Origin of the sequence: Streptomyces aurantiacus, from assembly GCF_001418335.1 — a bacterium.
GTDB classification, from domain to species: domain Bacteria; phylum Actinomycetota; class Actinomycetes; order Streptomycetales; family Streptomycetaceae; genus Streptomyces; species Streptomyces aurantiacus.
Genome location: NZ_LIPP01000142.1, coordinates 1 through 12,347, shown reverse-complemented (window position 1 = coordinate 12,347; position 12,347 = coordinate 1). Strand labels below are relative to the sequence as shown.

Sequence of the window (12,347 nt, the reverse complement as noted above, 5' to 3'; positions counted from 1 at the left end):
CGACGGCGGCGCAGTGCAGCAGATCCGGGTCACGGTCGTGCAGCACCCAGTGCTGGGGCCCGTCGAGCCGGGGCGCGAGCCACCGTCCCATGGAGCCGGTGCCGCAGCCGAGGTCGTGGATGACGAACCCGCCCGCCCGTCCCGGCAGGTTCGCGAGCCGGATCCGCAGGGGATCGAGCAGCTCGGCGGACCGGGCCGAGGCGTCGACGCCCTCCCGCAGCTGGAGCCACTCGGGGGCGTAACGGGTGGTGTCGTCGGTGGCCTCGCCACGGGTGCGGTCGCCGAGCCGAATCGTTCCTGTGTCCCGCCCGCGCTCCCCCGCGCCGGCACCTGCCCCGGAACTCGCTCCGGTTCCTGCCCCGGCAACCTCTGTCGACGTCGGCGTCGTGCTCGTACCGCTCATGCCGCCCCCCTCCTTGCCTCGCTCTTCAGTCGCCCCATGACACCCGACAGATTCCGGGCGGTGATCGCCCAGCCGCCCAGGGACGTCCGGCGGGCGCGCGCGGCGGCCTTGAGGCGCCGGCGTACGTCGGCCTCGCCGAACCAGCCGCGCAGTTCCGCGGCGAGGGCCGCGGGGTTCTCCGGCGGGACGAGCAGGCCGGGCACCCCGCCGTCGGGTGCGCGTCCGACCGCCTCGGGCAGCCCGCCGACGTCCGTGGCCAGCACGGGAATGCCGCGGGCGAGCGCCTCGGTGACGGCCATGCCGTACGTCTCGGCGTACGAGGTGAGGACCATCAGGTCGGCCGAGGCGTAACTGGCGTCGAGTGCGGCACCGGACTTGGGTCCGGCCAGTCGCAGCCGGTCGCCGAGACCGTGCCGGCTGATCAGCGCCCGCAGCCGTGCCACGTACTCGGGGTCGTGGTTGAGGCCGCCGACGAGGTCGCAGCTCCAGGGCAGGTCGGTGACGGTGGCGAGGGCCTCGACGAGCCGGTGCTGCCCCTTGCGCGGGGTGACCGAGGCGACGCACAGCAGCCTGGAGACGCCGTCGGTGCCGGGGGCCAGGGGCGCGATGTCGGCGCCGGGGGCGGCGACATGGACGCGGTCGGGCGCAAGGCCGTGGTGGGCGACGAGTCTGCGGGCCGCCCACTCGCTGGTGGCCACGACGGCCGGTACGGCACGCAGGGTGTGGCGTTCCCTGGCGTCCAGGTCCGCGGCCAGTTCGGGCGTGAGGCTGGTCTCGTCGCCGAGCGGCAGGTGCACGAGGACGACCAGGCGCAGCCGTTCGGCCTCCGGGACGACGATCTCGGGGACCGCGCAGGCGACCAGACCGTCGAGGAGTACGACGGTGTCGTCGGCCAGGTCCGCGAGGGTGCGGGCGAGTTCGGCGCGGGCCGGGGCCTCGGGCCGGGGCCAGCTGCCGTCGATGGCGTGCTTGTGGACCTGCCAGCCGAAGCCGGGCAGGTCGAGGCTGACGCGGGCGTCGTAGACGTTGCCGCCGCTCGGCATGGTGGGGTCGTCCACTCCGCCGGGCATCACGAAGTGCATGGCGCGCAGGGACATGGGGATGATGTCGGCGTTGTGGGTCACAGGGCACGCTCGTAACTCGCCCAGGCGATGTGCGACTCGTGCAGGGTCACCGTGATGCCGGCCAGGCCGCGGGCTCCCTCGCCCAGCGCTCCCTTTTCCACTCGTTCGGCGAGGCGGTCGGCGACGACCTTCGCCAGGAACTCCGTCGAGGTGTTGGTGTCGGCGAACACCGGCTCGTTGTCGAGGTTCCGGTAGTTCATCTCGGCCACCACCTCCCCGAGTTCCCTGGTCGCCAGTCCGATGTCGACGACGATGTTGTCGTCGTCCAGCTCGGCGCGGCGGAACGTGGCGTCCACCAGGAACGTCGCTCCGTGCAGTCGCTGCGCGGGTCCGAAGACCTCTCCGCGGAAGCTGTGGGCGATCATCAGGTGATCGCGGACGGTGATGCTGAACAACGGACGACCCTCCAGGTGCGGTGCGTCTGACCCCTCTGCCGGGGCGTGCCGTGTAGTACGGCCGGTCCGTTCTCCGTGTTCAGGGGGTTCGGGTCGGAGTTTCGGACGCGTTCACCGAGACAGGGTTGTCAGGTGGGCAGGTGGTGCGAACTTGGCTACGGGCGTTGGGATTTGACTACGCGGTGTGCGGACGTGACCGTTTCGTGGGCGAAGTCCGGTCTGCCGGTCTCTCGGTCTCTCGGTCGTCCCGGGGCGGATCGGCGTCGTACCGCACGAGGTGACACATCGCCGTGGTCTCGCCGGTGGCGAGCGCGGCCATCGTGCCGGGCAGGTCCTCGAAGGCGCACTCGCCCGTGATCAGGGCGTCGAAGGCGGGATCGGCGAGGAGTTCGAGCGACAGCGCGAGGCGGTCCGCGTACGTGCGGCGGGCGCTCCTGGCCGGTGAGACGGACCCGACCTGGCTGCTGCGGATGACGAGGCGGCGGGAGTGGAACGCCTCGCCGAGCGGCAGGGCGACCTTCCGGTCGCCGTACCAGCTCAGTTCGAGGACGTTCCCTTCCGGGGCGAGGAGTTCGAGCGCGCGGGAGAGCCCGGCCTCGGTGGCGCTGGCGTGGACGACGAGGTCCCGGTCCCCTGCGGCGTCCGCCGGGAGCGCGAACTCGATGCCCAGGGCCCGTGCGATCTCCGCGCGTGCCGGATCGGCGTCGACCAACTGGACGCGGGCGGCGGGGTACCGGGCGAGGAGCGCGGCGACGCTCGCGCCGACCATGCCCGCGCCGACCACGGAGATCCGGTCACCGATGAGGGGCGCCGCGTCCCAGAGGGCGTTGACGGCGGTCTCCACGGTGCCGGCGAGCACGGCGCGCGAGGCGGGCACGTTCTCGGGCACCGGCGTGACGGCGCTCGCCGGGACGACGTAGCGGCTCTGGTGCGGATAGAGGCAGAAGACGGTCCGTCCGACGAGTTCGGCAGGGCCCTCCTCGACGATTCCGACGTTCAGGTACCCGTACTTGACGGGTCCGGGAAAGTCGCCCTCCTGGAACGGCGCCCGCATCGCGGCGTACTGGCTTTCGGGGACCCCTCCGCGGAAGACGAGCGTCTCCGTTCCGCGACTCACTCCTGAAAAGAGTGTGCGCACCAGAACCTCGTTCTCGGCGGGTTCGGGCAGGTGGGTGTCCCGGAGTTCGCCACGGCCGGGAGAGCGGAGCCAGAAGGCACGGGCGGAACGGTCCATTCGGCATCCTCCTGAGTAATTCATGTGAGTCGGCTGAGCGAACGGGCTGAACGATCGGGCGACGAGCCACGTACCGACCTTTGCGAAGCCGCGCACAAGGTACGCGGCAATGATCGACTCTGTCACCTGGCCGGAGGATGTGCGGTGGCCCTGAACAACACGTATGACGCGAGGCTCTTGCAGCAGGAGACGGCCGTGGGAGCGGGCGTGCAACTACTGCTGTTGACCGTGCTCGGCACGGCGATCGGCTTGGGCCCCGCGGGCTGGCTCACGGGGCTGGCGTTCGGCATCGCGACCTGGGCCGTGCTCTCCCGCGCGCTGCACCGCTCGCGGCCCCGCTCCTTCGGAGTCGCCAACCGCGTGACGCTGGGCCGGGCGACTCTCGTCGGAGGGGTGACCGCCCTGGTCGCGGACTCCTTCCAGAGCCCGCCGCCGGTCACGGTCCTGGTCGCGCTCACCGCGGTCGCCCTGATCCTCGACGCGGTCGACGGAAAGGTCGCCCGCCGCACCGGTTCCTCCACGGCACTGGGCGCCCGCTTCGACATGGAGGTCGACGCGTTCCTCATCCTGGTGCTCAGCGTGTACGTCGCCACGTCGGTGGGCCCCTGGGCCCTCGCCATCGGCGCCATGCGCTACGCGTTCGTGGCGGCTGCCAGGTTCCAGCCCTGGCTCAACGGCACCCTGCCGCCGAGCACCGCCCGCAAGACGGTGGCGGCCCTCCAGGGCGTCCTGTTGCTGCTCGCGGGCCCGGGAATCCTCCCGTACGCCGTGACGTTCGGGGTCGTCGCCCTGGCCCTCGCCCTGCTGACCTGGTCGTTCGGCCGGGACATCGGCTGGCTGTGGCGCACGAGGGGCTCCGCGGAGCGGGAGGTCGCCCACGCGGAGGTGGAGCGCCTCCGCGAGCCGGCACCGGTCGGCGCCCCTGGGGCTCCGGTCGGGTCAGCGGCGTACGCCCGGCGTGACGCTCTCCTCCGGAGTGACGCTCTTCTGGTCCGGGCCGGCCAAGGCCTGGGCGCCGGTGGCGCGCGGCGCGCCGGCGACACGGCGCACGTGCTGGACCGGGACGAGCAGCGCGGCCAGCGCCGCAGCGAGGCACAGCAGTGCCAGCAGGGCGAACCCGTGGGTGTACCCGGAGGCCTCGGGCAGACCGGAGGGCTGCAGGTGCCCGGTCACCAGGACACTGGTCACCGCGGCTCCGACGGACCCGCCGATGGTGCGGATGTTGGCGTTCATGCCGGTCGCCGCACCGGTCTGCTCGGCCGGGACGCTGCCCACGATCAGGTTGGCCATCGAGGCGAACGCGAGACCGATGCCGAGCCCGAACACGCCCGCGACGAAAGCGACCTGCCACTGCTCGTCGTGCCAGAGGGCAAGGAATCCGCAGGCGACCGCACCGAGGGCCGCGCCGGTGACGAGCAACTTCTTGGCGCCCACCACGGGTTCGAGCCGGCCGCTCAGGATGCCGGAGAAGAACATGGCGACCAGCATCGGCAGCATGAGCAGCCCGGACTCGGTGACGCTCGCGCCGAACCCGTACCCGGCTGAGCCGGGCGTCTGGACGAAGCCGGGCAGGAAGGTCCAGATCGAGTACATGCCGGCGCCGAACAGCAGCGCGGCGGTGTTGGTGGTCCACACGGCGGGCAGCCGCATGACCCGCAGGTCGATCAGCGGCGAGCGGGAGCGCGCCTCGGAGAGCAGCCACAGGACGAAGAGGACGACGGCGGCGGCGAACAGGCCGATCACCCGGGCCGAGCCCCAGCCCCACCGGCTCGCCTGGCTGAGCGGCAGGAGCAGGGCCACCAGCCATGCCGAAAGGAGGCCGGCGCCGAGCCAGTTCACCCGGCCCTCGGCACGCCTGGGCGACTCGGGTACGTACCGGACGGCGATCAGCGTGGTGACCGCGACGACGCCGACGGGCAGCCAGAACAGCCAGCGGTAGTCGAGCGCGGACACGATGGGTCCGGCCGCGACCATGCCGACACCGCCGCCGGCGGCGATCACCGCGGACAGGTTGCTGATGCTCGGACTCACCCGGGCCGCGGCGAACTCGTCCCGGATGATGCCGAAGGACAGCGGGAACAGCGCGCCGCCTATGCCCTGGACGACCCGGGCGACGATCAGTACGCCGATGGTCGGGGCGAGCGCGGCGATCAGACAGCCCACCATCACGGTCACGAGGACCGCGACGAGGGTGCGCTTCTTGCCGATCAGGTCGCCGACCCGGCCGAGGATCGGCGTGAAGACCGAGGCGGACAGCAGGTACGCCGTCATCACCCAGGTCGCGGTGGCCTGCGAGGTGTGCAGCTCGTGCTGGACGGTCGGGAGGGCCGGCGCGATCAGCGACTGGAGCATGGAGAAGACGCCCGCACCGGTCGCGAGGACCGCGAAGGTGAGGCGGGTGGACTTGCGGGGCATGGAGAGCCTCTCCGAACTGGGTGCGGCCGTGGCCCCGGGCCGTGGTCGTACGGGTTCCGCGCATGCCGGGGCAGCACGGGGCAGCCCGATGATCGTGGACCGCGGGACGGAGTCCCCCTCCCGAGCACAGCCGGAAGCGGGGAAGGTCGCGCAAGACGTCAGGGAGCAGAGATGTCAGGGAATCGAGATGTCAGAAAGCCGAGATGTGTGAAAGCCGAGATGTGAGGGTGTCGGGCGGTGCGCTCGGCGCAGGGCCCGGACGAAGGCGGGGTGGCGTCACTCCGCCGTCGCGTACGGCGCCGCACGCGACCTCGGTGGACGCACCTCGCACTGCTAAAGTGGAGGCACCCCTCCACTGTAGCGGAGGGATACCTCCGGTTCAACCGATCCCGCCCGGGAGGCAGCAGTGACCGCCCAGTCGTTCCCCGTCAGCGAGATCGTCGCGTCCCGGCGGCCACACCGGAAGGACGCGGCGCGCAACTACGACGCGCTGCTCACCGCCGCCCGCGAGGCCTTCGCGGAGCACGGCGCGGCGGCCTCCCTGGAGGACATCGCCCGTCGCGCGGGCGTCGGAATCGGCACGCTGTACCGCAACTTCCCCACCCGCAGACACCTCTTCGAGAGCCTCTACGCGGACGAGGTCGACGCCCTGTGCCGGGTCGCCCAGGAGGTCGCCGGGCTCGACCCCTGGGAGGCGCTGACGACGTGGCTGGAGCGGTTCGCCGGCTACATGGTGACCAAGCGGGCCGTCCTTGAGGCACTCAACGACGAGTCGGAGATCTTCGCCGCCTGCCGCAGTTCGATGTACGCGGCCGGCGGCCCGCTGTTCGAGCGGGCCCAGCGGGCCGGCGAGGCGCGCACGGACATGACCTTCGCCGACCTGCTGCGCATGGTCTCGGGCATCACCGCGACGACCTTCGACGACGACGCCCAGCGCGACCGGATCCTGTACATCGCGCTCGACGGCGTGCGCGTCACCCACTGACCTGCACCTGCACGATCACCAGCGCCTCATCCCTGCGGACGACGTCTCCACGGAGGAGACGGCCGGATTCTTTCCACCCCAGGTGAGACAGGGCGGGCGCGGCGGCCCGTCTACCGTTGGGCCATGGACTTGATGGACTCGTACGCGGGACGGCGCGCATCCCGGGCCGTCCTCGACACGGGTCTGGCGCTGCTGTTCACCGCCGGGTCCATCGCCCTGCCCGCGACGATGCCGCCCGGCGGCCCGGTCCTGCGTTCTCCGGACGCCCTGTTCGTCGTACTCGCCCTGCTGTCCGCGCTGCCGCTGGCCGTCCACCGGCGGTTCCTTCTGCCGGTCCCGCTGGTGATGGCGGCGGCGGTGGCCGCGCTCCAGGGGCGCCACTACATACCGCAGTTGTCGGGGGCCGAAGGCACCTCCATCGGGCCGGCCTACATCGGCGTGGCCACGGCCGTGTTCCTCACCGCGGTGCGGGGCTCGCCCCGGACGGCCACCCTGCTGGTGGCCGTGTTCATCCCGGCCGCGGCCGTCGTCGAGGCGGTCCTCGGCCCGTCCGGGCACCGCGTCGCCACGCTGCTGGCGGAAGCCGTGCTGCTGGTCGCGGCATGGGCGCTCGGCCGGCTCGCCCGGGCGCGGGCCGCCACCCGCGACCAGGCACTGGAACGGGCCGCGGCGCTCGAACGCGCGCAGGAGGCCAACGCGCGCGCCGCCGTCATGGAGGAACGGGCCCGGATCGCCCGCGAGCTGCACGACATCGTCGCGCACAATGTCAGCCTCATGGTCGTCCAGACGATCGCCGCCGACCGGATCCAGGACCGCGACGGCGACAAGGCCCATGAGCTGCACGGCACCATCGAGGAGACCGGCCGGGCGACCGTCACCGAACTGCGCAGGCTCCTCGACGTGCTGCGCACGGAGGACGAGGCCGACACCGATCCGAGCAGGGAGCCGCCGCAGCCCACCATCGAGGCCGTACCGGCGCTGGTGGAATCGGTGCGCGCGGCGGGCCTCGCCGTCGACTTCACGACGACCGGGGCGCCCGCCGAGTTGCCGGCCGGCTCACACCTGACCGTCTACCGCATCGTGCAGGAGGCCCTCACCAACACGCTCAAGCACGCCGGCCACACCCGCACCGATCTCACCCTCGCCTGGGAACCGGAGCACCGGCGGCTCACCGTCCGGCTCTGCGACGACGGGCCCCTGCCGGGTGACGGGACGGGTGACGGGGCGGGTGACGGGACGGGTGACGGGGCGGCACCACGACCGCCCACCCTGCCCGGCGGACCCGGCCACGGACTGGTCGGCATGCGGGAACGCGTGGGTGCCGTGGGCGGTTCCCTGCACACCGGCACCCGGCCGGGTGGCGGCTACTGCGTCCACGCGGTCGTACCGCTGCCGGCGCCGGCCGGTTCCCCGCACGACGGTCGGCCGCCGGCCGATACCCGGCACCTCTCCCCGCACGACCCCTCGCACGACGACTCCCGGCACGAAGGACACTCCCCCTATGCACGCCATCCGCGTCCTGCTGGTCGATGACCAGCCCATGATCCGGACGGGATTCCGGCTCATCCTTGAGGCCGAGCCGGACATCACGGTCGTCGGTGAGGCGCCGGACGGGGTCGCCGCCGTCGAGAGCGCCGCTTCCCTGCGCCCGGACATCGTCCTGATGGACATCCGCATGCCGAACATGGACGGCGTCGAGGCCACCCGCCGCATCGTGGAATCCGGCTCACCGAGCCGCATCGTCATCCTGACCACCTTCGACCTGGACGCGCACGTGGTGGACGCCCTGCGCGCGGGGGCCAGCGGCTTCCTCGTCAAGGACGGCCCGGCCGACTCGCTCGTCGGCGCCATCCGCACCGTGGCCGCTGGTGACGCCGTGCTCTCACCCCGTGTCACCCACCGCCTGCTCGACCGCTTCGCCCATCTCGGCGGGCCCGCGACCCCGGACGTACCGTCCCGCCTCGGCGCTCTCACGAGCCGCGAGCTCGACGTCCTGCGGGCCCTGACCCGCGCGCTGTCCAATGCGGAGATAGCCCTGGAACTGGGCGTGGGCGAGACGACGGTCAAGACGCACATCGCGCACATCCTGGAGAAGTACGGACTCCGCGACAGGGTGCAGGCCGTCATCCTGGCGTACGACTGCGGGCTGGTGGTACCGCGCGACACCCGGTGACGGGCGCGGACACCGGAAGGTTCAGTACTCCAGTTCCGGGCGCAGCCGGAGCGGGCCGCCGACGGCGTGGAGATGCCTCAGTACCTGGGCGTACGAGTCGAGGAGTCCCGTCTCGTGGTACGCGATGCCGTGCCGGGCGCAGAACGTGCGCACGAGTTCCTGGGCATGGCGCAGGCTGGGCCGCGGCATGGACGGGAACAGGTGGTGCTCGATCTGGTAGTTCAGGCCGCCGAGCGCCAGGTCGGTGAGCCGGTGGCCGCGGATGTTGCGTGATGTCAGGACCTGCCGGCGCAGGAAGTCGGTCTTGTCGTCCTTGGCGAAGACGGGCATGCCCTTGTGGTTGGGGGCGAACGAGCACCCCATGTACAGCCCGAACAGTCCCTGGTGCACGAGGAGGAAGCACACGGCCTGGAGGGGGGTCAGGACCAGGAACAGGGCGCCGAGATAGCCGACGATGTGCGCCGTCAGCATGCTCGCCTCGGCCAGCCGGGTCGCGCGCCCGGTCCGTGTACCGGCGCGGTCGAGGGTCGCCCGGACTCCGGCGACGTGCAGGGCGAGTCCCTCCAGCAGCAGCATGGGGAAGAACAGCCAGGCCTGGTGGCGGCCCAGCCAGGCGTACGCTCCCCGGCGGCCGCGGACCTGGTCCTGGGTGAAGGCGATCGCGCCGTCGGCGATGTCGGGGTCGCGGTCGACCTGGTTGGGGTGGGCGTGGTGCCGGGTGTGCTTGGAGATCCACCAGCCGTAGCTGAGGCCGATCAGCAGGTCGGCGTGGACGCGGCCGAGCACGTTGTTGACCCGCTTGGAGGCGGCGATCTGGTGGTGGCCGGCGTCGTGCCCGATGAACGCCGTCTGCGTGAACATCACCGCGAGGAAGGCGGCGGTCACCAGTTGCCACCACGACTGCCCGATCAGGGCGAAGGCGGTCCATCCGGCGGCCAGCAGGAGCAGGTTCGCCCCGACCTTGGCGGAGTAGTAGGCCGGGCGCCGCTTCAGCAGCCCGCTCTGTTTCACCTCGCGGGAGAGCGCGGCGTAGTCGCTGCCCCGGCGAGCGGGAGGAGGTTTCGTCATCCGGGCGGGGTCCCCCGGACCGGTGCCCCGGTCGATGGTGTCAGTGGTCACGTGTTTCCTCTCGGGAGGGGAAGTGCGGGGGAAAGCGCGGGCCGACCACGCCGGGCAGGGCGCAGAGCGCCGGACGCAGAGCGCTGGACGCAGAGCACAGGGCGGAGAGCGCCGGGCGGAGAGCGCCGGATGCACCCCGAGGCAGGCCCGCGCACGGGCCCGCCTCGGAAAGAACTAGCTTTGGGACTTTTGGAGCTTCTGGGGTTTTTGGGACTTTTGGAACCTTTGAGAAAAGGTCACCTAGAGGGGGCGGACCTGGTCGGCCTGCATGCCCTTGGGTCCCTGGCTGGCGGTGAACTCCACCTTCTGGTTCTCCTCCAGCGAGCGGAAGCCGTCGGTGTCGATCGCCGAGTGGTGGACGAAGACGTCGTTGCCGCCCTCGTCAGGGGCGATGAAGCCGAAGCCCTTTTCCGCGTTGAACCACTTCACTGTTCCTTGAGCCATGTGATGTCTCCTTCGAGATGACGAGCTGATCGGAGAACGCGCACTCACGCGACTCCGGGTTGCCGGTCGCCAGCCGTCGAAGAGATCCCCCGTAAACGACATGACGCCCGCTGCGAGAACTCCGCGGGCGCTTCCACGTTCGCAAACTTCAACTACAACCACTCTCCAGAACGTCCGGTGTGCCGGAAAGATTCCCGGGCGGGCGAAAAAGCCCCACGGCGTGAGGAAGGGCGTGCGGAAGGGAGTACGGTTGCGTCACCGGGCGCACCTCGTATGCCGTCATCCGTTTCGGCGTCGCACTCGGAGAACGGCAATGGCCGACGTAGCTCGAATCCGGCCGGAAATGAGCCGCCCGATGCGCTCTGGCTCGTACCGTCCCGCCGTCTCCCGCAGCTCCCACCGCGTCCGCCGATAGCGAATCTGCCAGCTCACCCAGCTTCCCCGGCTCGCCCGGCTCCCCGCCCCTCGGGGTTCCCCGGGGCCTGCGGAGTCTCGTGCACGGCCCGACCCGACCACAGAGGATGCGGGACACATGTACTCACAGGACGCCATCTCCGGCCACCGCCGTGGCCGCCCCGAACCGACCGCCGAGATGCTCTCCGGACTGGCCTGCCTCATGTGCGGCACCGACTACCGGAACGCACCCGACTCCGAGGCCGTCGTCGTCTCCCACCATGACGGCGGACAGATCCTCGCCTGCCACGGTACGTGCGCGCGCATGGCCTGCGGGTCTGGCAACGGTCTCGGCGAGACACCCCTTCCCCTGGACGAACGCGTCCGAGGGCACCGGGGCGCGGAACGCTCCTGACGCGGTCCGTCCGGTGGTCACACCACTCACCACTCACCACACGCACATGCAGCCGCACCCGCACCCGCACGACGACAACGAAATAGAAGGACGCGCGATGAGTCTGATGAGTCTCGGAGTACTTGCCTCCTCCCTCAAGGAGAACGAGTTCCGACTGCCGCTGCATCCCGGTCACCTCGACCGGATCGACCCCGACGTACGCGCGAAGATCTTCCTTGAGGAGGGCTACGGCGGGCGTTTCGGCGTCGGCGACGACGCGCTGCGGCCGCTCGTGGGCGGACTGCGCTCCCGTGAACAGCTCCTCGACGAGTGCGACGTGCTGCTGCTCCCCAAGCCGATGCACGGGGACGTCGCCGAGCTGCGCCAGGGCCAGGTGCTGTGGGGCTGGCCGCACTGCGTGCAGGACGAGCGGATGACCCAGCTCGCCATCGACCGACAGCTCACCCTCATCGCCTGGGAGGCCATGAACCACTGGACCTCCACGGGCGCCTTCAGCGTCCACGTGTTCCACAAGAACAACGAACTGGCCGGCTACTGCTCGGTGCTGCACGCCCTGCAGCTCGGCGGGCTGACCGGCAGCTACGGTCGCCGGATGCGCGCGGTGGTCATCAGCTTCGGCGCCACGGCACGCGGAGCGGTCACCGGTCTGGGTGCCATGGGCGTCTCCGACGTCACGGTGCTCACCCAGCGCGCCGCCGCCGCGGTGGCCTCGCCGATGCCGTCGGTCGTGATGGGCCACTTCGCGGAGCGGGAGGACGATCCGTCCCGCCTGGAGGCACTCACCGGGCTCGGGCCCGTGCCGCTCGCGGAGTATCTGGCCGGGTTCGACATCATCGTCAACTGCATCCGGCAGGACACCGACGCACCGCTGACGTTCGTCACCGACGAGGAGCTCGCCCAGTTCCGGCCGGGCACCTACTTCGTCGACGTCTCCTGCGACGACGGCATGGGCTTCGAATGGGCCCGGCCGACCACCTTCGAGGACCCGATGCCCCTGGTGGGCCCCGGCTGCCACTACTACGGCGTGGACCACAGCCCGTCGCACCTGTGGAACTCGGCCACCTGGGAGATCAGCGAGGCGCTCCTGCCGTACCTGCGCACGGTCATGAGCGGCTCCGCGTCCTGGGACAGCGACGCCACGATCAAGAACGCCATCGAGATCCGCGACGGCGTCGTCATGAACCCGAAGATCCTCTCCTTCCAGAACCGGCCGGCCGAGTACCCGCACGCCGTCGCGGATCTCGATG

General features: G+C 71.2%; 11 protein-coding genes and 2 pseudogenes. 6 read left to right on the top strand and 7 right to left on the bottom strand.

The window, feature by feature from the left end:
• From AOK01_RS19780 to AOK01_RS19765, 4 genes and pseudogenes are all read right to left on the bottom strand, one after another.
• Positions 1 to 403: pseudogene (locus AOK01_RS19780) on the bottom strand (trans-aconitate methyltransferase); the annotation flags it as partial.
• On the bottom strand, positions 400 to 1,500 hold the full coding sequence (locus tag AOK01_RS19775) for a glycosyltransferase family 4 protein (protein ID WP_079103573.1): 1,101 nt from the start codon (positions 1,498 to 1,500) through the stop codon (positions 400 to 402). The gene AOK01_RS19775 and the pseudogene AOK01_RS19780, both read right to left, overlap by 4 nt.
• 23 nt (positions 1,501 to 1,523) lie before the next feature.
• Positions 1,524 to 1,922, bottom strand: a complete 399-nt coding sequence (locus AOK01_RS19770; RefSeq protein WP_055513514.1) for a 6-pyruvoyl trahydropterin synthase family protein — start codon at positions 1,920 to 1,922, stop codon at positions 1,524 to 1,526.
• Positions 1,923 to 2,097: 175 nt separating this feature from the next.
• Complete coding sequence (locus tag AOK01_RS19765) at positions 2,098 to 3,156, bottom strand: zinc-dependent alcohol dehydrogenase (RefSeq protein ID WP_245702323.1); 1,059 nt, start codon at positions 3,154 to 3,156, stop codon at positions 2,098 to 2,100.
• 144 nt (positions 3,157 to 3,300) lie between these two features.
• On the opposite strand from AOK01_RS19765, the pseudogene AOK01_RS41360 reads away from it, so the two are divergent.
• Positions 3,301 to 4,053, top strand: a pseudogene (locus AOK01_RS41360) (CDP-alcohol phosphatidyltransferase family protein); the annotation flags it as partial.
• A 42-nt stretch (positions 4,054 to 4,095) separates the two neighbouring features.
• On the opposite strand, the gene AOK01_RS19750 reads toward AOK01_RS41360, so the two are convergent.
• Positions 4,096 to 5,571, bottom strand: coding sequence for an MFS transporter (locus AOK01_RS19750; RefSeq protein ID WP_055513508.1), 1,476 nt, complete (start codon positions 5,569 to 5,571; stop codon positions 4,096 to 4,098).
• Positions 5,572 to 5,977: 406 nt separating this feature from the next.
• Between AOK01_RS19750 and AOK01_RS19745 the strand changes: the two genes are divergently transcribed.
• The 3 genes from AOK01_RS19745 (at position 5,978) to AOK01_RS19735 (ending at position 8,729) form a co-directional block, all read left to right on the top strand.
• Positions 5,978 to 6,556 carry a TetR/AcrR family transcriptional regulator gene (locus AOK01_RS19745; RefSeq protein ID WP_055513506.1) on the top strand — a complete coding sequence of 193 codons (579 nt, stop codon included), beginning with the start codon at positions 5,978 to 5,980 and terminating at the stop codon, positions 6,554 to 6,556.
• A 123-nt stretch (positions 6,557 to 6,679) separates the two neighbouring features.
• Complete coding sequence (locus AOK01_RS19740; protein ID WP_079103572.1) at positions 6,680 to 8,089, top strand: sensor histidine kinase; 1,410 nt, start codon at positions 6,680 to 6,682, stop codon at positions 8,087 to 8,089.
• On the top strand, positions 8,058 to 8,729 hold the full coding sequence (locus AOK01_RS19735) for a response regulator (RefSeq protein ID WP_055513502.1): 672 nt from the start codon (positions 8,058 to 8,060) through the stop codon (positions 8,727 to 8,729). Before AOK01_RS19740 ends, AOK01_RS19735 begins: the two co-directional genes overlap by 32 nt.
• Before the next feature lie 21 nt (positions 8,730 to 8,750).
• Here the strand turns inward: AOK01_RS19735 and AOK01_RS19730 are convergent, their stop codons facing one another.
• Both AOK01_RS19730 and AOK01_RS19725 read right to left on the bottom strand, forming a co-directional pair.
• The gene (locus AOK01_RS19730) at positions 8,751 to 9,848 is read right to left on the bottom strand and encodes a fatty acid desaturase family protein (RefSeq protein ID WP_213862119.1); all 1,098 of its coding nucleotides are present in this window, start codon (positions 9,846 to 9,848) and stop codon (positions 8,751 to 8,753) included.
• Positions 9,849 to 10,088: 240 nt separating this feature from the next.
• Positions 10,089 to 10,292, bottom strand: a complete 204-nt coding sequence (locus AOK01_RS19725; RefSeq protein ID WP_055513500.1) for a cold-shock protein — start codon at positions 10,290 to 10,292, stop codon at positions 10,089 to 10,091.
• Between the two features lie 532 nt (positions 10,293 to 10,824).
• On the opposite strand from AOK01_RS19725, the gene AOK01_RS19720 reads away from it, so the two are divergent.
• Positions 10,825 to 11,100, top strand: coding sequence for a hypothetical protein (locus AOK01_RS19720; protein ID WP_055513498.1), 276 nt, complete (start codon positions 10,825 to 10,827; stop codon positions 11,098 to 11,100).
• Positions 11,101 to 11,197: 97 nt separating this feature from the next.
• A partial coding sequence (locus tag AOK01_RS19715) for a N(5)-(carboxyethyl)ornithine synthase (RefSeq protein ID WP_055513495.1) occupies positions 11,198 to 12,347 on the top strand: 1,150 nt, incomplete at its 3' end.

Bases quoted from the DNA above. Each gene is read 5' to 3' on its own strand.
- AOK01_RS19775 (WP_079103573.1), bottom strand. From the start codon at position 1,500: ATGTCCCTGCGCGCCATGCACTTCGTGATGCCCGGCGGAGTGGACGAC.
- AOK01_RS19765 (WP_245702323.1), bottom strand. From the start codon at position 3,156: ATGGACCGTTCCGCCCGTGCCTTCTGGCTCCGCTCTCCCGGCCGTGGC.
- AOK01_RS19750 (WP_055513508.1), bottom strand. From the start codon at position 5,571: ATGCCCCGCAAGTCCACCCGCCTCACCTTCGCGGTCCTCGCGACCGGT.
- AOK01_RS19740 (WP_079103572.1), top strand. From the start codon at position 6,680: ATGGACTTGATGGACTCGTACGCGGGACGGCGCGCATCCCGGGCCGTC.
- AOK01_RS19735 (WP_055513502.1), top strand. From the start codon at position 8,058: ATGCACGCCATCCGCGTCCTGCTGGTCGATGACCAGCCCATGATCCGG.
- AOK01_RS19725 (WP_055513500.1), bottom strand. From the start codon at position 10,292: ATGGCTCAAGGAACAGTGAAGTGGTTCAACGCGGAAAAGGGCTTCGGC.
- AOK01_RS19720 (WP_055513498.1), top strand. From the start codon at position 10,825: ATGTACTCACAGGACGCCATCTCCGGCCACCGCCGTGGCCGCCCCGAA.